General features: G+C 60.7%; 22 protein-coding genes and 2 pseudogenes. 11 read left to right on the forward strand and 13 right to left on the reverse strand.

Annotated features, from left to right (window positions below; translation table 11 throughout):
• From GXY01S_RS14105 to GXY01S_RS14115, 3 genes and pseudogenes are all read right to left on the reverse strand, one after another.
• A pseudogene (locus tag GXY01S_RS14105) lies at positions 1-224 on the reverse strand (hypothetical protein); the annotation flags it as partial.
• Positions 225-297: 73 nt separating this feature from the next.
• Positions 298-540, reverse strand: a complete 243-nt coding sequence (locus tag GXY01S_RS14110; RefSeq protein ID WP_061276079.1) for a hypothetical protein — start codon at positions 538-540, stop codon at positions 298-300.
• A gap of 57 nt (positions 541-597) precedes the next feature.
• Positions 598-1,890, reverse strand: a complete 1,293-nt coding sequence (locus GXY01S_RS14115; protein WP_082770889.1) for a glycoside hydrolase family 68 protein — start codon at positions 1,888-1,890, stop codon at positions 598-600.
• 628 nt (positions 1,891-2,518) lie between these two features.
• On the opposite strand from GXY01S_RS14115, the gene GXY01S_RS18270 reads away from it, so the two are divergent.
• The 6 genes from GXY01S_RS18270 to GXY01S_RS19045 all read left to right on the forward strand — a co-directional run bounded on the left by GXY01S_RS18270 (position 2,519) and on the right by GXY01S_RS19045 (position 6,328).
• Entirely contained in the window at positions 2,519-2,680 is a 162-nt protein-coding gene (locus GXY01S_RS18270; RefSeq protein WP_156470322.1) for a hypothetical protein, read from the forward strand.
• A 103-nt stretch (positions 2,681-2,783) separates the two neighbouring features.
• The gene (locus tag GXY01S_RS14120) at positions 2,784-3,635 is read left to right on the forward strand and encodes a 23S rRNA (adenine(2030)-N(6))-methyltransferase RlmJ (protein WP_061276082.1); all 852 of its coding nucleotides are present in this window, start codon (positions 2,784-2,786) and stop codon (positions 3,633-3,635) included.
• A 93-nt stretch (positions 3,636-3,728) separates the two neighbouring features.
• The gene (locus GXY01S_RS18275) at positions 3,729-3,905 is read left to right on the forward strand and encodes a hypothetical protein (protein ID WP_156470323.1); all 177 of its coding nucleotides are present in this window, start codon (positions 3,729-3,731) and stop codon (positions 3,903-3,905) included.
• Positions 3,906-3,908: 3 nt separating this feature from the next.
• On the forward strand, positions 3,909-4,757 hold the full coding sequence (locus tag GXY01S_RS14125; RefSeq protein ID WP_061276084.1) for a trypsin-like peptidase domain-containing protein: 849 nt from the start codon (positions 3,909-3,911) through the stop codon (positions 4,755-4,757).
• Positions 4,758-4,993: 236 nt separating this feature from the next.
• Complete coding sequence (locus tag GXY01S_RS14130) at positions 4,994-6,196, forward strand: MFS transporter (protein ID WP_242501177.1); 1,203 nt, start codon at positions 4,994-4,996, stop codon at positions 6,194-6,196.
• A gap of 9 nt (positions 6,197-6,205) precedes the next feature.
• Positions 6,206-6,328 (forward strand): hypothetical protein, encoded by a 123-nt coding sequence (locus GXY01S_RS19045; RefSeq protein ID WP_255210453.1) that lies wholly within the window; start codon positions 6,206-6,208, stop codon positions 6,326-6,328.
• Positions 6,329-6,380: 52 nt separating this feature from the next.
• Here the strand turns inward: GXY01S_RS19045 and GXY01S_RS14135 are convergent, their stop codons facing one another.
• The 5 genes from GXY01S_RS14135 to GXY01S_RS14155 all read right to left on the reverse strand — a co-directional run bounded on the left by GXY01S_RS14135 (position 6,381) and on the right by GXY01S_RS14155 (position 9,923).
• The gene (locus tag GXY01S_RS14135) at positions 6,381-6,728 is read right to left on the reverse strand and encodes an immunity protein Imm33 domain-containing protein (RefSeq protein WP_061276088.1); all 348 of its coding nucleotides are present in this window, start codon (positions 6,726-6,728) and stop codon (positions 6,381-6,383) included.
• A 215-nt stretch (positions 6,729-6,943) separates the two neighbouring features.
• On the reverse strand, positions 6,944-7,663 hold the full coding sequence (locus tag GXY01S_RS14140) for a LuxR C-terminal-related transcriptional regulator (protein ID WP_061276090.1): 720 nt from the start codon (positions 7,661-7,663) through the stop codon (positions 6,944-6,946).
• A 108-nt stretch (positions 7,664-7,771) separates the two neighbouring features.
• Entirely contained in the window at positions 7,772-8,407 is a 636-nt protein-coding gene (locus tag GXY01S_RS14145) for an O-methyltransferase (RefSeq protein ID WP_207207857.1), read from the reverse strand.
• A 28-nt stretch (positions 8,408-8,435) separates the two neighbouring features.
• A complete protein-coding gene (locus GXY01S_RS14150) occupies positions 8,436-9,083 on the reverse strand; it encodes a PadR family transcriptional regulator (RefSeq protein ID WP_061276091.1) in 648 nt (215 codons plus the stop codon).
• Between the two features lie 54 nt (positions 9,084-9,137).
• The gene (locus GXY01S_RS14155) at positions 9,138-9,923 is read right to left on the reverse strand and encodes a siderophore-interacting protein (protein ID WP_061276094.1); all 786 of its coding nucleotides are present in this window, start codon (positions 9,921-9,923) and stop codon (positions 9,138-9,140) included.
• 280 nt (positions 9,924-10,203) lie between these two features.
• Here GXY01S_RS14155 and GXY01S_RS14160 point away from each other — a divergent pair, with 280 nt between their 5' ends.
• A complete protein-coding gene (locus GXY01S_RS14160) occupies positions 10,204-10,623 on the forward strand; it encodes an energy transducer TonB (protein ID WP_061276096.1) in 420 nt (139 codons plus the stop codon).
• Between the two features lie 21 nt (positions 10,624-10,644).
• Here GXY01S_RS14160 and GXY01S_RS14165 read toward each other — a convergent pair whose 3' ends face one another.
• The 5 genes from GXY01S_RS14165 to GXY01S_RS18280 all read right to left on the reverse strand — a co-directional run bounded on the left by GXY01S_RS14165 (position 10,645) and on the right by GXY01S_RS18280 (position 16,061).
• Complete coding sequence (locus GXY01S_RS14165; protein ID WP_061276098.1) at positions 10,645-11,376, reverse strand: pirin family protein; 732 nt, start codon at positions 11,374-11,376, stop codon at positions 10,645-10,647.
• 151 nt (positions 11,377-11,527) lie between these two features.
• The gene (locus tag GXY01S_RS14170; RefSeq protein ID WP_061276100.1) at positions 11,528-13,054 is read right to left on the reverse strand and encodes an efflux transporter outer membrane subunit; all 1,527 of its coding nucleotides are present in this window, start codon (positions 13,052-13,054) and stop codon (positions 11,528-11,530) included.
• Between the two features lie 4 nt (positions 13,055-13,058).
• Positions 13,059-14,135, reverse strand: coding sequence for an HlyD family secretion protein (locus GXY01S_RS14175; RefSeq protein WP_061276101.1), 1,077 nt, complete (start codon positions 14,133-14,135; stop codon positions 13,059-13,061).
• Between the two features lie 16 nt (positions 14,136-14,151).
• Entirely contained in the window at positions 14,152-15,789 is a 1,638-nt protein-coding gene (locus GXY01S_RS14180; RefSeq protein ID WP_061276113.1) for an MFS transporter, read from the reverse strand.
• Positions 15,790-15,881: 92 nt separating this feature from the next.
• The gene (locus GXY01S_RS18280) at positions 15,882-16,061 is read right to left on the reverse strand and encodes a hypothetical protein (RefSeq protein ID WP_129551465.1); all 180 of its coding nucleotides are present in this window, start codon (positions 16,059-16,061) and stop codon (positions 15,882-15,884) included.
• Here GXY01S_RS18280 and GXY01S_RS14185 point away from each other — a divergent pair.
• The 4 genes and pseudogenes from GXY01S_RS14185 to GXY01S_RS19165 form a co-directional block, all read left to right on the forward strand.
• Entirely contained in the window at positions 16,046-17,239 is a 1,194-nt protein-coding gene (locus GXY01S_RS14185; RefSeq protein ID WP_061276104.1) for a DUF3500 domain-containing protein, read from the forward strand. The two genes, GXY01S_RS18280 and GXY01S_RS14185, sit on opposite strands and share 16 nt — an antisense overlap.
• Positions 17,236-17,784, forward strand: a complete 549-nt coding sequence (locus GXY01S_RS14190) for a hypothetical protein (protein WP_061276106.1) — start codon at positions 17,236-17,238, stop codon at positions 17,782-17,784. Before GXY01S_RS14185 ends, GXY01S_RS14190 begins: the two co-directional genes overlap by 4 nt.
• 732 nt (positions 17,785-18,516) lie before the next feature.
• Positions 18,517-19,506 (forward strand): TonB-dependent receptor plug domain-containing protein, encoded by a 990-nt coding sequence (locus GXY01S_RS19160; protein ID WP_306307465.1) that lies wholly within the window; start codon positions 18,517-18,519, stop codon positions 19,504-19,506.
• A gap of 31 nt (positions 19,507-19,537) precedes the next feature.
• Positions 19,538-20,226, forward strand: a pseudogene (locus tag GXY01S_RS19165) (TonB-dependent receptor); the annotation flags it as partial.

Consider the following 20,226-nt stretch of genomic DNA (forward strand, 5'->3'; position numbering starts at 1 on the left):
ACCTGATAGCCCGCAAGTGCGGCAGTGGCGCGGATATGGTTGCCTATGCCCGCCGCCGTGCAGTCACCCAGCACATCATTGCCCAGCATGAGCGGGGCGGGATCGATGCCATCGCGGTTCAGGTGCTGTGGCGCGCGGCGGGCCATGAAGCCCCGCATGGTTGTGAGCATGGGCTGGCGCGCACGCCTTTCGGCAGGGCGGCAGCCAAGTTTACGCAGCATCATTTTTGCCCTGCTGTTTGTTAAAAAGGCAGTTTTCTTCAGAATCTTTTAAAAAAAAGCTTCACCCGAAACCTCTTTACGGTTTCTTATCCGTGGCATCGCCTTTCCTGTCAGGGGGCCTGCTCCAGCCACGCAGTTGCGCCATGGCGGTTACAAAGGTCCACACGACCACCCATTTCGACCCGGCTGCGGGTGGCCGCCAGAAGCGCGCGACGAGCGCACAGCCGGAAATGAGGAAGGAGAAGATGACAACCGCATCCGCGGCATACCGGGCGGGCAGGAGAGAGAGGATGGTCTGGGTCGTGAGCATGGTGTCCATGACGCAGGGTTCCCGCAGGGAGGCCGCCTTGCATGGCGGCCTCCCCAATGGCTGGTGTCAGGTGGCGGGGCGGGGGTCGGGCTGGTCGCTCGCGGCCCATTCGTCAAAGGCGAAGATCTGCCCGTAATCATGCACCTCGGTCAGGAAGGTGCGGTCATCCTCCAGGGCTATGCGCACGGTGGGGGCAAGCGTGCCGCCAATGCGGTAGGTTGCAGGGTTCTGCGGGTCGGTGCCGGGGGCCGGCAGCGTGTCGATGAAGGACTGCACGTAGCCCATCGGGTCAACGAAGTGGCTGTAGGTCTCGTAGGGTGCGGCAGACGGATTGCCCAGCACCAGCCCCGAACTGTTCAGCGGCGTGTAGGGGCCAAGAATGCCGTGGCGCGACACGAACCCGTACACCCCGTCCGGCCCTTCAAGCCCGCCGGTATAGGTGGAGTGGTGGCTGATGGTGAACAGGTAGGTCAGCCCGTTGCGGAACACCACATGCGGCCGTTCGGTCTGGTCGTTCACCCCCAGGGCGGTGACCAGCGCAGGCAGCATTTCCCAGCGTGAGAAATCACCCTGCGCATAGGACGAAACCAGCCGCGCGATGCCGATGGCGGCGGCGCCATAGCCTGCCCCTTCGCCCACGGTGTAGCCCGGCGGCAGGTGGCCCGCCTCGCGGTCGGTGATGACAAAGTCGCCGCGCATGCCGGGCACGTTGCCTTCAAACAGGCAGTAAACCTGCCCATCGGCGGGGTTGATGAACGGGTGCGGGTCGCGGAAGTCGAAATACGGGTCCTGGGATGCATTGGCGTAATGCAGCCCGTCGGCCGAGAACATCTCGGTCGTGGCCGTGAAGCCCTCGAACCACACACCGCTGTCATCGGCATGGATCGTACCGGAGGAAACGGACGGCACGCTCTGGTTCACATCCGTGTTGACGGAGGTGTAGAACATGTCGACCACATTCTCGCTGCCGTGGCGCATGACCAGGCCGCCCGACCATTCATCGGGCCGCAGGTCGGCGCTGGTATTGAGCATGCGACCGCCAAAGGTCCAGTCAATGCCGTTGCGGCTGTAGTAATAGCCAATAAAGGCAAAGGCGTTGCGGTTGTGCCAGCCAGCCGCATCGTCGCCTGTTTCGGCGCGTTCGGCCACGAGCGACCACATGACGTACCAGCCCTTGAAGGTGACCGTCTCGCCGGTGATGCGGCGCAGGGCGCCCGTATCCCACTGCCACAGGGCATTATCAATAACGGGAAAATCCTGGGCGATGACGGGCATGGTGGTGGTGGGGTCATCGGCATGCACTTTCAGTGCATCGGCGATGGTCCAGGCAGACGGACGGCGTGCATTGGAGGAAACCATGATCTGATCCTCTCGACAGGGCATGATGACAGCCCTGATCTATTTATATGCAGGTATCTGTTCTGTATAATGCATGAATTATGCCATTATACTTTCGCGGTCAGGGTAATCGCGTTGTCTTTTCGCTCCTGACAAGATGAAATATAGGGCGCGCCCATGCAGGCAGCAAAAGAAAGCATGCGCCCGCCCGTGAAATTTCAGGACTGGCTGATACGAACAGATTTTTCTCACGCCTGCCGTCGCGTACCGGCTTGACCCGATCGGGCCATTGCCCCGGCGCAGCGCGCGGCCCTGCGGCAGATGGAACCCCGGTTGCAGGCCACAAGCCCGCTGGGCGGGAATCGTGGCCGAACAGATGCATTTCGGGGTACGGGTCCGCACCCTATGGCACGGAAAGCCATACTGCGCTGGCTGCTGCCGGGCAGGGGCGGAACCCGTAACTTTTATGGAAGTGTCTGTTAATGCCAGATTTTATAGCCCCCTGCGCAGATGCAGGCAGCGATAATGATGGCAGTTTAATTAAAAGTGATTGACAGCAGATCGTGTTATTTTTAAGGCAGGATTGTGGTGCTACTCCACAATTGGGGGTGCTTTTCCCCTTTCCTTCAGTTTCTAAGGCCCTAAGCGCATGTCGTTTGATGGTATCGCCCTGACACAGACGGTTTCCCAGCCTGCTGCCCAGCGAGTGACTGTCCCTGCCCGCCGCCGGTATTCCGCCGCGAGTGGCATCTTTTTCAGCCTGCTCATGGCCCTGCCCCTGTGGGCGCTGGTGGCTTTCTTCCTGCGCTAGGCCACGCCCGGCTTCGGGCCGGGATGGACAGCCATGCCAAAAGCACGATAACGCTTGCCGCGACACGGGCCTCGGCCCGTGAACGCATTCTGGCAGGACGGACTTGAATTACAGACACAGCTATCATGCCGGCAACTTCGCCGATGTCATGAAACACGCCCTGCTTGTGGCCCTGATCAAGGCACTGTGCCGCAAGCCCTCGGCTTTTTCCGTGCTCGATACGCATGCCGGTATCGGCCTGTATGACCTGTCCGGCCCGCAGGCCCAGGCCACGGGCGAGTGGCGCGAAGGCATCGGGCGCCTGCTCGAGACCCCGCTGGACGTTGCGCAACAGGCCGCCCTTGGCCCCTGGCTGAATATCGTGCGTGACGTGATGCGCGCGCATGAGGGGCGGCTGTTCTATCCCGGCTCACCCGAAGTCATCGCCCGCCTGCTGCGCCCCGATGATACGCTGACCTGTTGCGAACACCACCCCGAGGACCAGAACGACCTGCGGCGGCTGTTTCGCCATAACCCGCAGGTATCGGTGCATGGCCGCGATGGCTACGGGGCCATTACCGCGCTGCTGCCGCCTCGGCAGGCAAAGCGCGGGCTGGTGCTGATGGACCCGCCTTTTGAGGGCAGGGATGAATTTGCCCGCCTGGCCCAGGCCATCATGACCGCGCGCAGGCGTTTCCCGGCCGGGATCGTGGCGGCGTGGTATCCCATCAAGCACCGCGCGCCGGTGCGGGCCTTCATGAACGGGCTGAAGGATGCAGGCCAGCGCAAGCTGCTGGCGGTTGAACTGACCCTGCGCCCTCCGCTCGACCCGACCTGCCTCAATGGCAGCGGGCTGCTCATCGCCAACCCGCCTTTCCACTTCGAGGACGAGGCACAGGCCATTCTAGCCGCCCTGTGCCCGCATCTGGGTGATGGGCAGGCAGAGGGCAACGTGGAATGGGTTGTGGGGGAATAACCTGCTGGCGGCACGGCGCCATACGCGGTGGTCGCAATCACGCCCGCTTGATATGATCGGGTTGATGTTTCCTGGCTGCAGCATTGACCTGCCATGATCCTGCGCTTTTTACGCGAACGGTGGCACTGGCTGCCCTGGATTGTCATCATCGCATACGGCGTGATCGTGCCCATTGCGCACAGACTTGGCCCATTTGTCATTTCCTACAAGGACATGGCGCACCAGAGCGGACCGGATATCGTGGCGGAACATTCATGTTTTGACGGGTAGCGCGTGCCCGAAAGCGAGCGCGTGGCGCTCGAGGCCACCGTGTATCTTTACGTGTCCACCCCCGGTGGCAGGAACGACGTCAGTGGATCGGGCATTGTCCTGCGCGACAGCCGCACGCCCCAAGGGCATAACCGCATCCTGACAATACGGCACGTCGCGCAGCATGCCTTGCGCCAGCATGGCAAAATTTATGTTCTTGACCGGTTTGGCAACAAACTTGGCGAAGCACGGCAGACGCCGGCCACCATCCCTTCAGAAAGCCGCCTGGCGCAGGAGCCTGACTCCGCCGTGCGCGGCAAGCCGGGCGATAACGCGGTCCTGTTCGACATGTACCCGCTCCTGCCCGCATATGACCAGATCAGCGGGGTGGAACATCGCGCCCCGGCTCTACAGGGGCATCTGTACGCATGGTTTACCGATCCTGCCGCCCTGATGCCGGGCATCTCCGGCGCAGCACTGCTCAATGACCGCAACCAGGTCATCGGGGTGGCCGAGGGTACGGACGGAGGCCACAACCCGCACGACCATGCCTTCGCCACGCAACGGCTTGCCCATAACATCCACAAGGTGTTTGACGCGCAGCGCAGGGGCGAGGACATAGGCGAGAACACCCTGCAGTCCGTAACCTTTGCGCATGGTTCCATAGCCGCTTTCATGCCGGTCGCTGGCCCTGGCGTGCAGGATATCCTGCACCTGCAACCAACCTTCGCCCCGCCGGAAAACAGGGTGCATGTCCATGTTTTCGGATACCCCAAAGAGATGTGCATCGCCTATCATGGGCAGGTCCATACCAGCGATACCGGGCCAATGCAGGCGATGGGGCAGCTCATGCGCCATTTGACTGGCCTGTAAGGGCAGGCGATGCCTGAATGAACACTTCTTTCACCATAAAATAAGACATATGTATAGAATTGCATATGTGAATGAAATAGCATGTATGCGTATAAATTATATTGCCATATTACAGTCATTTTTCACGCTGCAAGCCTGTCAAAATCTGGCACATTCCCGCTTTTCCCGCCGCATACCGCGCGCCGCATCCGCATCATGACAATGCGGCATGCGCCACCTGTTCAAGGACATGTCTCTTGCCCATAGCGTTGCTCGCCCTTGCCATCGGGGCCTTTGGCCTTGGCACGACGGAAACCATCGTCATGGGGCTTCTGCCGCAACTCTCGGGGGGGCTGCATGTCTCCATCGCGCAGGCGGGGCTGCTGGTCTCGGGCTATGCCATCGGGGTCACGGTCGCCTCGCCCGTGGTGGCCATCCTGACCAACAGCCTCTCGCGGCGCGACACGCTGCTGCTGACCATGGGCATCTTTATTGCGGGCAATGCCTGCAGCGCGCTCGCGCCGGGTTACTGGAGCCTGATGCTGGCACGCGTGCTGACCGCGTTCTCGCATGGCACCTTTTACGGCGCGGCCTCCATCATGGCGTGCCAGATCGTACCGCCGCAAAAACGTGCCGAAGCGCTCTCGCTCGTCTATATCGGGCTGACGCTGGCCATGATCCTGGGCGTGCCGATGGGCACCGTGGTGGCGCAACTCACCTCATGGCGCATGGCGTTCTGGCTGATCTGCGCGATAGGCGTGGTGGCATGGAGCGCGATGTGGCTGTGCATTCCGCGTGACAGGGCAGGTGGCGCCACCATTCCGCTGGCCGCGCAGTTCCGGGCCATGCTGCACCCGCTGGTGGTGACCATGATGCTGGTTTCCATGTGCACATCGGCCAGCATGTTCACGCTGTTTACCTATATCTCGCCCTTTTTGCAGGTGCGCACCGGGCTGGGCACGCATGTGATCGATGCCGTGCTGCTCATGATCGGGGGCGGGCTGTGCCTGGGCAACCTGCTGGGCGGCCGGCTGGCTGACTGGAAGATGCTGCCCTCCTGCGCGGGGCTGATGGCGGCGGTGGCGGTGGTGCAGCTTCTGCTTGTGCCGGGCAGCCTCATGAGCTGGAGCTGCCTTGCGCTACTGTTCGCGTGGGGGGTGTTCATCTATGCGCCCATGGCGCCACTCCAGACCTATGTGGTGGCGTGCGCAGGCTCCGCCCCCAATATCGCGGCAGCCATGAACCAGAGTTCCTTCAACTTCGGCAACGCCATTGGCGCGTGGGCGGGTAGCCATATGGTGGTGACCCGCTGGTCCTATGCCGGGCTGCCGGTGCTGTCAGCGTGTTTTGCCCTGATCGGGCTGGGGCTGGTGGGTCTTGCCATCCATTTCCAGCACCGCATGGCCCACAAGCCCGTGCCTGCTGCCGTTGTAATCCATCCGGCTTCTGCCCGGCCCTGACAATGCGGGATGCGCCTGATCAGTTCATCGCGGCAGGCACGCAACGATCTGGCCCAGCACCTTGCGGCCTCGCCCGCAGGCTGGCGGTTCGATCCGCGCCTGACGGCATGGAGCGGATTTGAAAAAGAATAAACGTTTCGGGATCTCGCTCTTCGTCAAAAAGGCGATGATATTTTGAAGCTTTTTATACTTCATCAATGCTCGTATTAGCTGATTTTCTCAAAGCTTCATTATCCCATGCGTTTTCATAGTCTGGCGCAACCAGAAACGTCCATCCCGGTGCCAGGCCAAGATAGGGAATGACCATTTTGCACCAGTGCAGGATATGGTGCGTGTGCAGCAGCACGAAGAAATCATCATCCTGCGACATCTCATCGCCCGCCCATATGTACCACCCGCTCGTGCCGTTTTCAGGCTGAAGGCGTAATCCATTGACCGGCAGCAGGCCGGTTTGCACATTGCGGGCAATGCCCAGTTTAAGATCCCACCCGCAATCCAGGTAAGGCGCATGGAATTTATTACAAATATCCATTTGTATGTTTTTATAATTATAATATTACATGAATATAGACTTTTATAAATGAGTTTTTTTCAAAAAGTTTTTAAAATTCTCGACCAATCTGCAGCGCGGATACCCGGTCATTACATTGATTATTATCTTGATTGATACCGGAAATGACGCACGGTTCATTTGCAGCATGATGCAGACACGACACCGCCCGCCAGTCCCTGCCAGCCCCAGGCGTGCTATATGCTGATCAGCCCCAGTGACAGCGCCTTGATGACCGTGGTGACGCGATTGGTGCATTCCAGCTTGCGCTGCGCGTTCTTGAGGTGGAATTTGATCGTGTTGTCATTCACGTTCAGTATTTCCGCCACCTCGGATGTAGTGCGCCCATTGGCTACCCAGGCCAGACATTCGCGCTCACGCGCGGTCAGGATATCGGGCTGGATCACCTGTGGTGCCGTCAACTGCTGATAACGCTGATGGTACTGCATGGTCAGCATTGACAGGGCTATCTGCATGCGCAGGGGCATCGTGCGCCCGGCCTGGCCAAAACTTGCAAAGAAAACCGATGAACCCGGACCATGAATGGGCAGGACAAAACCGTCCTGCACGCCGATCTCGTAAATATCGGCGGCAAGAGCCCATTCCTTCTTGTTCATCATGGCATCGCACGTATTCCATTCGAACCCGACCGTAGTCTGCATCGCACGGGGCAAAAGCGGGTCAACCTGCCCGTAATTGTTACCGATGTAATGGGTAGTCCATTCCTTCGGGTAGCTGGACAGGGTCGGTCGTATGGCGCCAGGCTGGAATTTGTTCACGTTTGCAAGCAGGCAGTAAAACTCCCCTATGGCGTCAACAGCTTTGTGGAACTGCTGGGCCAGTTCCTCGATGGTGCGCGTGCGGAGCATGGCCTCAAGCGTGTCGAGGGTGCTGTTATCCATAAGGTCGCGGTTCAAAACACACAGTCCTGTATCAGCAGCGTTATAAAAGCTTCATTTTAGGTACCCTATCATATAACCGCGAATATATTCCATATGCTACAAACGCCCCGTGCAGGGGGTGGGTCAACCCGCCTGGAGCACGCTTTCCAGCCGGCTGACCTCAAGCCCGGTGCCCACCGGTAATAGAACGCTGGACATGCCGGGCAGGGCGCGGATGGCGCGTGCGTAGCGCTTTACGTCCTCCGTGCCCGGCCGGATCATGTTGTCGGCCACGATCATCGCGCCGGGGTTGAGGCGGGGGTAAAACGCCTCAAGGCAGGGCACGTACAGGTCTTTCCATAAATCAACGAACACGAAATCGACCTTGTGGCCGAGTTCGCCAATCATCGCCACGGCGTCGCCTACGCGAAAGTCGATGCAGGCGGCAAGCCCCGCCTGTTCGGCCATTTTGCGGGCATGGGCGGATTTATAGTCGTGCCGTTCCATCGTGATCAGCCGGCCACCCCGCGCCCGCGCGGCCTCGGCCAGCCACAGGGCGGAATAGCCAAACGACGTGCCCAGTTCAAGAATGGTCGGGCGCTCGAGGCTGCGGGCCAGGATGTTCAGAAGCTGCCCCGTCTCCGGCCCGATGGCGCGCATGCGCTGGTCGTGGCCGCCATCGCGCCCGCCGGGTGCTTCCACCCGTGGGGCGCTGCGTTCGGCACGCATGCGCTCATGGTAGAGGTCCAGAACCGGCTGAATCCTGTCATCCATGATCATCCTCCTTCATGGCGCGAAAGGGCGCGCTTCAGGCCTGGCCCAGCGCGCGGGCGGTTTCATCAAGCAGGGAGGCGATCTTTTCCTCGGCCTGCGGGTCAAGGTCCCCATTGCGCAACCGCAGGCGCAGGGCTGTCTTGAGGTTTTCCATGGCCCGCATGACGGGCACCGGCGCATTGCGGCCACCACCACGACCCTGCGGTCCGGCCGTTGCCGCACGAGCAAGGATCCCGTCCAGCCCCGCGCGGTTTGCGGCAACGAACGCCTCGCCTTCGGGGGTGATGTGATAGTTCTTGCGGCCTTCTTCCGCGCCGGGGCGGATGTAGCCCGCTTCATCAAGCCAGGTGAGCGTGGGGTAAATCACGCCGGGGCTGGGCGTGTAGCTGCCACCGAATTTTTTCTCGATGGTCTTGATCAGTTCATAGCCATAGGTCGGCTTTTCAGCGATCAGGCTGAGCACCAGCAGGCGCATCTCGCCATAATCGAACAGCCGGTTGCGCGGGCCACCCCGATGGCCGCCACCGTGGCCGCCGCGACCATGGTGGCCACGGCCTTCGCGACCCTCACGACCTTCACGGCCCTCGCCGCGCCCCGGATGACGGCCTGCGCCCTGCGCCAGCCCTTCGGGGGAGAAAACATGGCGGTGACGACCGCCTGCGTGTCTGTTTGCGTGTTTCATGAGTCCGATATAATTCCCGATATATCGTATTTCAAGATATATCGAGATATGTTTTTATTCTGACGTACCCACATCGCTGATGGCCGCGTCCGCCTGCCCCTTCACCCAGTAGCCTGCGGCCCTGATCCACGCGGCAGGTACCTTCTTTTCCGCGATCAGGCACTGCCGCACGGCGCGCGCCACGCCTGCCTCGGCCCCGACCCACACGAAACTGCGCCTGACAAGGGGAACCTGCCGCAATACCGCCAGCAGGCCGTGCACCTGCTCCGCCTCGGCCAGCGGGCGGTGCACCCAATGGGCGGCATGGGCAGCGCAGGCTGTAAAGACCTGCTCATCTTCCGGGCCGGGCACGGCAATGATGGTGGTGACCAATGCCTCGGCGGGCAGGGCCTCCACGCGCCGGCCAATGGCGGGCAGCGCCGTCTCATCGCCAATGAGCAGCCAGTGGTCGATCCTGCCCCTGATGATGCGCGAGCCACGCGGGCCGCCAATCTCCAGCACATCGCCCGGCTTTGCCGCCCGCGCCCACGCAGCGGCGGGGCCGCCTGCATGGTTGACAAAATCCAGCACCAGCGTGCCCGCCGCCGCATCGTAATGGCGGGGCGTGTAGTCGCGTTGCGTCAGTTGCCCCGCGAGATCGGGCAGGAAAACCTTGATATGATCATCAGGCGCGGGACTGGTGAACCCGGCAAGTTCCGGGCCTGCCAGCGTGACCCGGATCATATGCGGGCTCAGGTGTTTGGTGTCCGCAACCCGCAGGCGACGGCGGCGCAGTTCGTGCCGCACGCGTTCGATTACTGGCGCGCCATCAGGGTGGGCAATGGGGGGAAGGGTCATCATGCGTGTCTCTCCTCATCATGCCAGCAGACCGGTGAGGGTGGATACACACACGCACAGCCCGCCAGCATGTCTGCTGTCAGTTTCTGTGCGTTGTTTCACGTTAACGCCTACGGGCCACGGCGCATGCGCCGGGCCTCAACTGCAACAACCCAGACGCTTTTTCCCCGCACCTGTCAAGAGTATCGCCAGACCACCACGACAGAACCGACCGGGCAGACAGCGGGCCAAAAACAGGTTAAATGTACCATATGGTGCAAAAACAGATACCACACAGGACACAATGAAGCTCTATCACCCTATCGGCGCCGCGTTGCTGCTGGCCGTGACAGGCTGGGTCAGCCTTCCACGCACTGCCATCGCAGGTAACCTGACAGGTGATATACAGGTCACCGTGACCTCGCCTTATGGTCCCGCTTTCAACCGTAAAATCGGCAATGCGATTTACAAGTTCAGATATTACCCTGAAGAATCTTTCAGGTTTGGAGAACAGGGCATCGCTTCCGTCCATGTCGTTGTGCGCAATAGCGATGGTGTAGTGACACGCTACCGGCTGACCAGAACGAGCGGCTTTTATTATCTGGATAGCATATCATGCATCACGGTCGCCAAGAACGCACATCTGCCAACCAACCCGCGCCTCACAACCGATTATTATGAAGCGGATGTGGACTTTCATTACATACTGGCCCGCACGCCGTGAACACTGTTCGGGTCACAGGCCTCAGGCCGCGACATCCGCGAGCAGCACCACGGCCGCTTCATCAGCCATGACCGTGATGTCGGTCAGCCCGCTGATGGCCGCCGCATCGCCTGCATGCAGCTCCTGCGTGCCGATCCGCACGGCACCTGAGACCACGAGCAGGTAGAGCACCCGCCCCGGCGCAGTGCCGTAAGCCGCCCCCTCCCCTGCCGGAAGGGCCGAATGCAGCAGCCGCGCACGCGCGGCGAGGGTGACGGGCGCACCGTCCTCCACGCTTTCGCCTTCCTCGGGGTCATCCTCGGGAAAACCTGATGCAAGGATGCGAAAGCCGCCATCTTCGAGTTCCGGCAAAGCCGGGCGCATCTCCTGCGCAGGGGTCATGCCCTGCGTGTCAGCGAGGAACCAGAACTGGATGAAGCTGGCCCCCTGCCCGCCCGCACACCATGCCAGTTGCGCACAGCCGCTGCCGGTGCTGGCCAGATGCAGCCCACCCGTGCCGAGCGCATCAGGTTCAAAGCCCGTCATGCCTGTAGCCAGCGTGCCATCTGCCACCCATGTCACGATATCCACCGCCGCTTCGGGGCCAATGCGGTAGGCCGCGCCCGCAGGCAGCGTGCAGGCATTGACCGCGCGCAGGCGGCCCTCATGGCCATGCGCCGGATCGGCATAATCGGCAAAGGCGAAATGGCAGCGCAGCACCTGCCCGCCATCATGGGCCGTGCCAAGGCTGGCTGCGTGCCGGATCGTGATCATGTGCGCCCCTTAAAAGACTGTTTGAAAAGGCAGGACCAATAATACCCTGAAATGATAAAAGTTTTTGGTGAAGCTTTTTTCAAAAAGCTTCAGAAGACGTCGCCTTTTTGAAAAAAGGCGACACCCAGAAACTGCTCCTGTTTTTGATCAATTAGCCATGCTTGCGGGTCTTCTTCTGTTTTTCAGGGTAGAAGCTTTCCCACCCGCCACCAACCGCGCGATACAGATTGGTTACCGACAGCGCCACATGGGCGGTAGCATCCGCTTCCGCGCTCTGTGAGGACAAAAGCGCATTCTGCAACGTCAGCACGTTGAGAAAATCGGATGACCCCTGCACGTACTGCGCCTTGGCGGTATCGACCGCAATCTCGTTCTCATGCACGGCTTCGACCAGTTCATCGCGGCGGCGCTGGGCTGCGGTGAAATCGGCCATGGCGTCATCAATCTCCTGCCACGCCTTGAGCACCGTGCGCTGGAACATGGTGGCCGCCTCCTTCTGCTGGGCGCGGCGCAGGTGCAACTGCCCGGTCAGGCGGCCACCTTCAAAGATGGGCAGTGTTGCCGTAGGGCCAAAGCCATACTGGCGCGAGGCCCATGACCCCAGCCCGCTGAACTGCAATGCCTGCACGTCGAGGCTGCCCGAAAGGGTGACGCGAGGGAAGAAATCGGCAATCGCCACCCCGATATTGGCCGTGGCCGCATGCAGCCGGTCGGCGGCCATGCGGATATCAGGCCTGCGCTCGGCAAGCTGGGAGGGCAGGCCCACGGGAATGGTGGCGGGCACGACGGGAATGATGCCCGGCGGCCCGAGTTCGGCATCAAGCGCGCCGGGTTCGCGCGCCACGAGAAAGCTCAGCGCATTGAGCCGGTGCGTAACCTGCGCCCTGAGCGGGGCAAGGCGGGAGGTGAAGGTATGGAGCTGGCCGGTGGCCTCCGCCACGTCCAGCCGGGTCGCGGCACCCTGCTCAAAGCGCAGGGTGGTCAGCCGCACGCTGTTATCAGCCACCGCGATGTTGTGTTCAAGGATGCCAAGCTGCACCTGTGTGGCGCGCAGGTCGATATAGTCCTGCGCGGTCTCGGCCATGAGCGAGACCAGCGTGTCACGCTGCATTTCCTCGGTGGCGTGCATGGCCGCAGTTGCCGCTTCCACCTGCCGGCGCACATGCCCCCACAAATCCACCTCCCACGAGGCGTTCATGCCATATTGCGGCAGGTTGAAGGACGGGTTGCCCACGCTGCCGGGCAGCGCCGTGGGGCCAAAACCCTGCGTGCCCGAGGCTACCGAGCCCGCGCCCTCGCGCTCCATGGTGCCCAGCAGCCCCAGCACGCCATTGGTGGAGGCACGCTCGCGCCCGTAGGAGGCATTGGCCTCGGCATGCGGCAATTGGGCGGCGCTGGCAATGCGCCGCTCGGCCACACTCTGCATCAGCCGCAGGCTGGCAGCTTTCAGGTCAAGGTTGGCGCTGGCCACCTCGTTTTCCAGCCGGGTCAGGATGGGGTCGTTGAACAGGGTCCACCAGTGCGGGTCGGTCGTGGCCATGGTGACCTGACTTTCCGCTGGCGGCTGGGTGGCGCGCCACTGCGCGGGCGCCTTGACCTGCGGCTTGTGGTAATTGGGGCCAACCGTGCAGCCCGCCACCGCCAGCGCCGAAAGCCCGGCAAGAAGGAAGCGCTTCATGGCCTTACTGCCAGACATAACGGGCATCATTGGCATGCGGGCCTTCAGGGGCGGAAGATGTATCGATATTGGCTTCAACCGACATGCCGACGCGCACCTTGTCGGCCAATGGCTGGCCGGGATCAAAGGTCAGCTTGACCGGAATGCGCTGCACCACCTTGGTGAAGTTGCCGGTGGCGTTATCGGGCTGGATAGGCGCAAACGCAACACCGGTGGCGGGCGCAAGCGAGTCAACATGCGCCTTGAGCGGATGGCCGGGAAATGTATCGACCCAGATGGTCGCGCGCTGGCCGGCCTGCACCTTGGTCAGTTGCGTTTCCTGAAAATTGGCCAGCACGTAAGCCGCATGTACCGGCACCACGGCCAGGATGCCCGTGCCCGGATGCACGTAGTTACCCACGCGCACGCCACGCTCGCCCACCACGCCATCCATCGGTGCGGGAATGGTGCAATAGGACAGGTTCAGCTCGGCCTGCTTCTCATCGCCCTGCGTGCGCACCAGCACGCCGCGTGCGCGTTCAAGCTGGCCCTGCAGCACCGCCACCTGCCGTATTGCGGCATCCACCCCGGCCTGGTCGCGGGCGATGGCGGCCTCGGCTTCCTTTTCCTGCGCCTCGGAATGCTGCTTCTGCTCGATCGTGCCCGCCCCGCCAGATGACAGGTTGCGGTACCGCGTGGCATTCTGGCGCGCAAACATCAGGTCCGCCTGATCGGCCAGCACGGCGGCGCGGGCCTGCGCAATGACGGAATCCTGACGCGCGATTTCGGCTTCAAGGTTGGCGACATCACCCTGTGCTGCCTGCCTGTTGCCGCGTGCCACCTCAAGGGCGGCGCGATAGTCGTCATCCTCGATATGGGCGAGTTCCTCGCCTGCATGCACCTGTTCGTTATCCTGCGCGATCACCCGGTCGATGCGGCCCGACACCTTGGGTGCGACGGTGGGGAAGTCCGCCGTCACGTAAGCATCGTTGGTGTACTGGTTGATGCCATCGCCATTGACCAGGCGCGTGCCCCCCCAGGCCACAAGGGCCAGCACGGCGGCGGCACAGCCTGCGTAAAGCAGCGGTTTCTTGTAAATCATGATCAGTAATTCCGGATTAACGGGCAGGGGTATCGGGTGAAGGGGCCTGCGGGGGATAGACGCGGTGCGGCAGGACGAGATTCATGGCCGCATAGCCAAGGCAGACCCAGATCAGGATGTAGTAGATATCGTTCAGCGCCAGCACGAGGGCCTGCTCATGCACGTAGGTATGGAAGACCTGCAACGTGTTGCGGGCCACATGCGCGCTGTCGGGCGAGGTAGCGGCAAGCTGGCCGTTGATGGGATCGCCCATGCCCTGCAGGGCCAACTGATGCGTGCCGTGATGGTCGAGCAGCATGGTGGAGTGGTACTGCTCGCGCCGTCGGCTCAGCGCCCCGAACAATGCAAAGGCCACGGCGTTGGCCAGCCCCTTGAGCATGTTGACCATGCCCGAAATGAACGGGCCATCGGCCGGCCCCATGGCCATGGTGGCCAGCATGAGCGTGGGTATGACGGTCATGGGCTGGCCAAAGACCTGCAGGATCTGGATCAGGTAGAAATTGTCACGCACCCAGTCCACCGTCAGCCATGTGCCCAGCCACGCAGCAGTGGCAAGACACAGCATGCCGCCTGCCAGCACGAAGCGGCAGTCCACCCTGCGGCTGTTGCAGATGGCCGCGATCAGCGGCAGCATGATGAGCTGCGGCAGGGCCACCACCAGCGAGACCGGGGCCGCCTGGATGGGCCGGTAACCCCGCACGGCCTCAAGGTAGGTGGCGGGAATGTTGCCCATGATGGAACAGATGGCCAGGATGCCCACCAGTGACAGCAGCGACGCCTGGATGTTGCGCGAGCGCCAGTACTGAATCCTGAAATACGGGCTGGGGTGGTAGGCCTCGTTGATGACGAACACAATGAATGCCGCCCCACCCCAAAAGGCGAGGTCGGTAATGACCGGCGAGCGGAACCAGTCCAGCCGGTCGCCCTGATACAGCACGATGACCAGCGAGCAGATGGCGGGCAGACCCACAAGGATGCCAAGCCAGTTGAATTTCTCGAAGCGCTCGAAATGCATCGGGTCGCGCGGCAGGCCATAGGCCATCATGGCGATGGCAAGGGCGGCGGTGGGAATGATCTCCCAGTACAGCCAGTGCCAGCCCACATGCTCGAACCAGAACGCCTCGAGCGGCAGGCCCAGATTGGGGCCGAAAGTCGCACTCATGGCATACCCCCCGATACCGAACACGCGGATCTGGGGTGGCAGGTATTTGAGCATGACGGTCATGAGCACCGGCGGCAGGCAGCCCCCCGCCAGCCCCTGAAAGGCGCGCAGGATGCACAGCGATGTGACATCGGGCATGAACGGCGCGGGAATGGAAAACAGGGCGAGCGCCGCCGTCATGAAAATGGAAAAGCGATAGATCGAGAACGTCATGTAGAACCACGGCGTAAAGGCCATGGCGGCGATGTTGAACGCCTCGTAGATGGCGATGACCCACGTGCCCTCATCGTGGCCGATATGCATGGCACCGCGGATATCGGACAGGCCGATCTCGGTCACATGCTCGTTGAACCCCGCCACATGCACGGCGAGCAGCATGCCAAGGCAGCCAATGACCGTGCGCAGGCCAAAAGGCGGAATATAGGAAGGCCGTGGCGGCGCGGCATGGATAACCGGCCCACCCGCCGCCTGTGCAGGAGCGACAGTGTTCATGCGCCACATGATCCTCAGACACACGTGGCGGACAACCCTCATTTGCCGCAGGTAATGACTTCGATTTGCGGAAGGGACGGGTCTGGCGGTTTTCATGGCCGCCCCTTGTCGCGCAGCCCTGGAGCAGGCACTTTGATAACTGGATAAAAGTTTTTGGGTGCCGCCTTTTTCAAAAAGGTGTCGTTGTTTCGAAGCTTCTTGAAAAAAGCTTCACCAAAAACTTTTGATGGTTTCTTTATGGAGAGCAGGGGACCGGATGAAGACTGGATCATGGATAGCAGGCGGCCTGTTCTGGGCCGCATTGCCTGCCCTTGCGCACGGCGCGCCATCGCCTTCCGCCCCGCCTGCCACGCAAAACGCCCTGCCCGCCAGCCAGACGGGTGCAGCGGTGGACGCCGCCCGGTCGTTCCTCGACAGCTTCGATCCTCAGGCGCGCAAGGACGTGCAGTTTCCTTTTGTAGCGCAGAAAACAGGCACGCTGGCCCGCTTCCGCCGCAGCGCGCCCGACCAGCCCGCCCTGCCCGTTACCGGTGCCCAGGCCAGCGCGCCGATGAAACAGGGTCCGGGCATGGGACCGCCGGGCGGCTTTGTGGGCGAGCGTTACGGGCAGTCGATCTGGTCCAACTTTCCCGTAAGCGACGTGCCGCGCCCCGGCGTGCAGATGGGCCACCTGACACCGCAACAGCGCGGGGCCGCCCTGCACCTGCTCCAGACCCTGCTGAGTGCGAAGGGCTACCAGAAGGTGCGCGACATCATGGGTGCCGACCAGGCGCTTGCCGATAGCGGCACGCAATTTGCGTCGGGCGAGGCAGTCTATACCATTGCGATTTTTGGCGAACCCTCACAAACCAGACCGTGGATGGTGCAGTTTGGCGGCCATCATCTGGGCCTGAACCTGGTCATTGACGGCCCGCATGGCGTCATGACCCCCACCCTGACCGGTGCGCAACCGTCGCTTTACCAGCGCGATGGGCAGATGGTGCGCGTGCTGGCAGGCGAAAGCGACAAGGCCTTCGCCCTGCTGGACCTGCTCGATGAAACGCAGCGCAGGCAGGCCATCCTGCCTTACAAGGTGGAGGATCTTGTGCAGGGGCCAGGTCATGACGGGGAAACACTCGTGCCCGAAGGCATCAGGGGGGACGCGCTCAATGCCACGCAAAAGCAGGCCCTGATGGACGTCATCACCGAATGGGCCGGGATCATCAACGATGCCTATGCCGCCCCGCGCCTGGCGGAAATCAGGGCCGGGCTGGACCAGACATGGTTTGCCTGGAGTGGCCCGACCACCCATGAACCAGACCGCAATGGGTCTTCCTATTACCGCATTCAGGGGCCGCGGCTGCTGATCGAGTTTTCGCCCCAGGGCGTTGGCGGTGACCCGACACTGCATGTCCACACCGTCTACCGCGACCCGACCAATCGGTATGGCAGCCGGTTTACCCACCCATGAGCCGGGCCGGACAGGCGTGTCTTGCGGCCATTGCCCTGCTGCTCCTGCCCGCTTCGGCTCAGGCGCACCGGCTGGATGAATATCTGCAGGCCACGACATTCAGCCTTGCGCGTGATCATATTGCCTTGCATCTGCGCCTTACGCCCGGGGTGGATGTGGCGCCAGGGCTCATTCGCCAGATTGACCGCAACGGCGATGGCAGCCTGTCGGTCAGCGAGCAGCATGCTTATGTGACCCACGTCATGCATACCCTGTCGCTTTCCCTCAATGGGCAGTCCGAACACCTGCTCGTGCAGGCCATGACGTTTCCATCCCTTGCCGACATGCAGAACGGCACGGGCGTCATTGATCTTGAACTGACACTGCCCGCCCGCCTGCGGCAGGGCGACAATCATCTGGCCTACCGTAACCGGGGAGATGGCCCCGACACGGTATGGCTGGCAAACTGCCTGCTGCCGCAGGATTCTGCCATTCATGTCATCGGGCAGCACCGTGCGGCTGATCAGTCATCATATGAGCTGGATTTTTCCGTCAGCGCGCCCTGAAATAGTGGGGCTGTTTCAAGCCACGGTATTTTTTAAAGTTCTGGGCAAAATTTTTGCCTGCATGGCCGCAGAGCGATCTTTCGGGACGGCATAGAACACATGAGTTCATTCTCACAGGAATGCGTCAATACAATCACAGAATGCTCCGAATCAGGACATGTCTCATGCTGATGGAATATGGGCAGATCCGCTGAAAAATACATGTTTCATAAATGCAACATGTGACCTGAAACTCGCACCTCACCGGAATAGACGAAGGTACCTGCCGTCTGGCGCAAATACCGGGCAGAGAACATTTCCCCATCGTACAGATTTTTTTTATAGACGCCGGAAGGGCTGAGCCTCATGTGAATTATTCCTTTTTTTCAATCTATTATATTTTTTCCTTTAAAATTCTGGGGGTGCAGACCGGCAGGTATTCCTGACAGAACATGAATTGAAGGGAAATGAGGCTCCGATAAGACTACCGGTTTTCAGGCGGCCCCTTAACCTGAGGTTAATGGTTGCACAACTCTTTGTGGTTGACGGAATTTGAATAAATATAAAAACATTTCGATATCAAATCCATGCGCCGGAATTATTCGCGCATGACACTACATGCGTCTACCAACTCTTTTTTTACACCCGCACCCCACTTCCTGAAACCATGTAGTAATCAGATCTGAGGCAAGGTAACAGATGCACAAAAAAGCCGGTCTAGCCCAATACTGTGAAAGTAAGTTATTACTTCTCATGTGTACGGCAATCACGGGATATACGTTTTCCCCTCTGGTAGAGGCCAGTCATGCTGCCCGCGCGGCAGAAGTAGAAAAGACACAGCGCACCAGCGCGAAAACGACCGCAAAAACCGCTGGCAAGACGCATGCGGTAGCGGCGCAGCACACGGCGGCACAGCACCAGCTTGCCAGCGCAAAACCTGAATCCCTCAAGGTCAGCGTACAGCGCATACGCAGCCACTCCGCCGAAGTGGCCGTGACACGCGCGGTCATGGACCGTTTTATCGAGGGTTCCAACCCCATGCAGGTGCTGGCACAGACCACGCCAGGGGCGAACTTCACCTCGACCGATGCATTCGGCCTCGATACATATGCCAATAACCTTTACGTACGTGGCTTTACACAGGACCAGATCGGCGCAACGCTCGATGGCATGCCGCTTGGCACGCAGGGCTTCCTGAATGATAATGGCGTGTCGATCACACAGGCCATGATTCAGGATGACATCGCAGGCATGACGATGTCACAGGGTGCAGGCGCACTGGATTCATTCTCGGCGCAGAATCTTGGTGGCGCCATGACCTATGTGAGCTCCGACCCGAAGGACAAGGCAGGCGGCAAGATCAGCCAGACATTTGGCAGCTATAATGCATTCCGCACCTATGCGCGGGTGGATAGCGGTGTTCTCAACTCGACCGGCACGAAGTTTTATGCGTCCTTTGCACGGACCGATACCGATCTGTGGAAAGGGATGGGGTATCAGGATGAGCTGCAGGCCAATGCCAAACTGGTGCAGCCGGTTGGCAATCGTGGCAAGATCACGGCCTTCTTCGGGTATGGTGACTTCACCCAGGACAACTACCTGGCGATGACCAAGAACATGTGGCAGACAATGGGCCGCAATTCGACCTATCTGACGCCAGATTACAATAAAGCCAAACAGTGGGCCTATTACGGCCAGAATGGCCTGATGCCCCCCCGGCTCCCAGGGTCTTACACCAGATGAGGTCGGCGACTATGCATGGGATGCCTCCCAGTTGCAGCGCACCTATCTCTCCTCCATCACCGCCCATTTTGACCTGTTCAAGAATGTCACGTCAGACACGGTTGCCTATGGCAACGTGAACAGCGCCATTTATGGCGGCACGAACAACTTCGTCACGTCCCCCAGCTATGGCACGCCCACGCTTCAGGCCGATGGCAGCGTAACCGGTGTTCCCATGGCGCTGGAAATGGCGCATGCCTCCATGCGTCGCCTCGGGTTTACACAGAAATTTGGCATCGAAGCCCCACATCACAACCACATTGAAACAGGCATCTGGTACGAAAACAATTCCTGGTCCTATGCAGATCGCCTGTATGAGGATGGCCTGAACAGCGCCCATAAGAACAACTCCGACTTTACGGCTGGCACAGGCAACACCTGGTTCGTTGATCAATTCAACACGAATACATTCCAGTTCTTCCTGCAGGACCGATGGACAATCATTCCCGGCATGACCCTGCTTGCGGGTTTCAAGTCCCTTACCCAGACCACACATGGTGGCACCAAAAGCGATTTCACCGACCAGCTGGCCAGCGAAGGATGGGGTGCCTATAACCGTCATCCCGTCAATGGCACCATGACAGCCTCCGGCGCGTTCCTGCCGCACTTCAACTTTGATTACCGCTTCCTCGGCCACCATGAGATTTACTGGGATATTGCCGAGAACATGCGGGCCTATGA

This window comes from Komagataeibacter xylinus NBRC 15237 (assembly GCF_001571345.1).
Classification (GTDB): Bacteria; Pseudomonadota; Alphaproteobacteria; order Acetobacterales; family Acetobacteraceae; genus Komagataeibacter; species Komagataeibacter xylinus.

What these genes read in the sequence shown, in the direction of transcription:
- GXY01S_RS14110 (WP_061276079.1), bottom strand. Translation starts at nt 540, where the DNA reads ATGGACACCATGCTCACGACCCAGACCATCCTCTCTCTCCTGCCCGCC.
- GXY01S_RS14115 (WP_082770889.1), bottom strand. Translation starts at nt 1,890, where the DNA reads ATGGTTTCCTCCAATGCACGCCGTCCGTCTGCCTGGACCATCGCCGAT.
- GXY01S_RS18270 (WP_156470322.1), top strand. Translation starts at nt 2,519, where the DNA reads ATGTCGTTTGATGGTATCGCCCTGACACAGACGGTTTCCCAGCCTGCT.
- GXY01S_RS18275 (WP_156470323.1), top strand. Translation starts at nt 3,729, where the DNA reads ATGATCCTGCGCTTTTTACGCGAACGGTGGCACTGGCTGCCCTGGATT.
- GXY01S_RS19045 (WP_255210453.1), top strand. Translation starts at nt 6,206, where the DNA reads ATGCGCCTGATCAGTTCATCGCGGCAGGCACGCAACGATCTGGCCCAG.
- GXY01S_RS14135 (WP_061276088.1), bottom strand. Translation starts at nt 6,728, where the DNA reads ATGGATATTTGTAATAAATTCCATGCGCCTTACCTGGATTGCGGGTGG.
- GXY01S_RS14145 (WP_207207857.1), bottom strand. Translation starts at nt 8,407, where the DNA reads ATGATCATGGATGACAGGATTCAGCCGGTTCTGGACCTCTACCATGAG.
- GXY01S_RS14150 (WP_061276091.1), bottom strand. Translation starts at nt 9,083, where the DNA reads ATGAAACACGCAAACAGACACGCAGGCGGTCGTCACCGCCATGTTTTC.
- GXY01S_RS14155 (WP_061276094.1), bottom strand. Translation starts at nt 9,923, where the DNA reads ATGATGACCCTTCCCCCCATTGCCCACCCTGATGGCGCGCCAGTAATC.
- GXY01S_RS14160 (WP_061276096.1), top strand. Translation starts at nt 10,204, where the DNA reads ATGAAGCTCTATCACCCTATCGGCGCCGCGTTGCTGCTGGCCGTGACA.
- GXY01S_RS14165 (WP_061276098.1), bottom strand. Translation starts at nt 11,376, where the DNA reads ATGATCACGATCCGGCACGCAGCCAGCCTTGGCACGGCCCATGATGGC.
- GXY01S_RS14170 (WP_061276100.1), bottom strand. Translation starts at nt 13,054, where the DNA reads ATGAAGCGCTTCCTTCTTGCCGGGCTTTCGGCGCTGGCGGTGGCGGGC.
- GXY01S_RS14175 (WP_061276101.1), bottom strand. Translation starts at nt 14,135, where the DNA reads ATGATTTACAAGAAACCGCTGCTTTACGCAGGCTGTGCCGCCGCCGTG.
- GXY01S_RS14180 (WP_061276113.1), bottom strand. Translation starts at nt 15,789, where the DNA reads ATGAACACTGTCGCTCCTGCACAGGCGGCGGGTGGGCCGGTTATCCAT.
- GXY01S_RS14185 (WP_061276104.1), top strand. Translation starts at nt 16,046, where the DNA reads ATGAAGACTGGATCATGGATAGCAGGCGGCCTGTTCTGGGCCGCATTG.
- GXY01S_RS18280 (WP_129551465.1), bottom strand. Translation starts at nt 16,061, where the DNA reads ATGATCCAGTCTTCATCCGGTCCCCTGCTCTCCATAAAGAAACCATCA.
- GXY01S_RS14190 (WP_061276106.1), top strand. Translation starts at nt 17,236, where the DNA reads ATGAGCCGGGCCGGACAGGCGTGTCTTGCGGCCATTGCCCTGCTGCTC.
- GXY01S_RS19160 (WP_306307465.1), top strand. Translation starts at nt 18,517, where the DNA reads ATGTGTACGGCAATCACGGGATATACGTTTTCCCCTCTGGTAGAGGCC.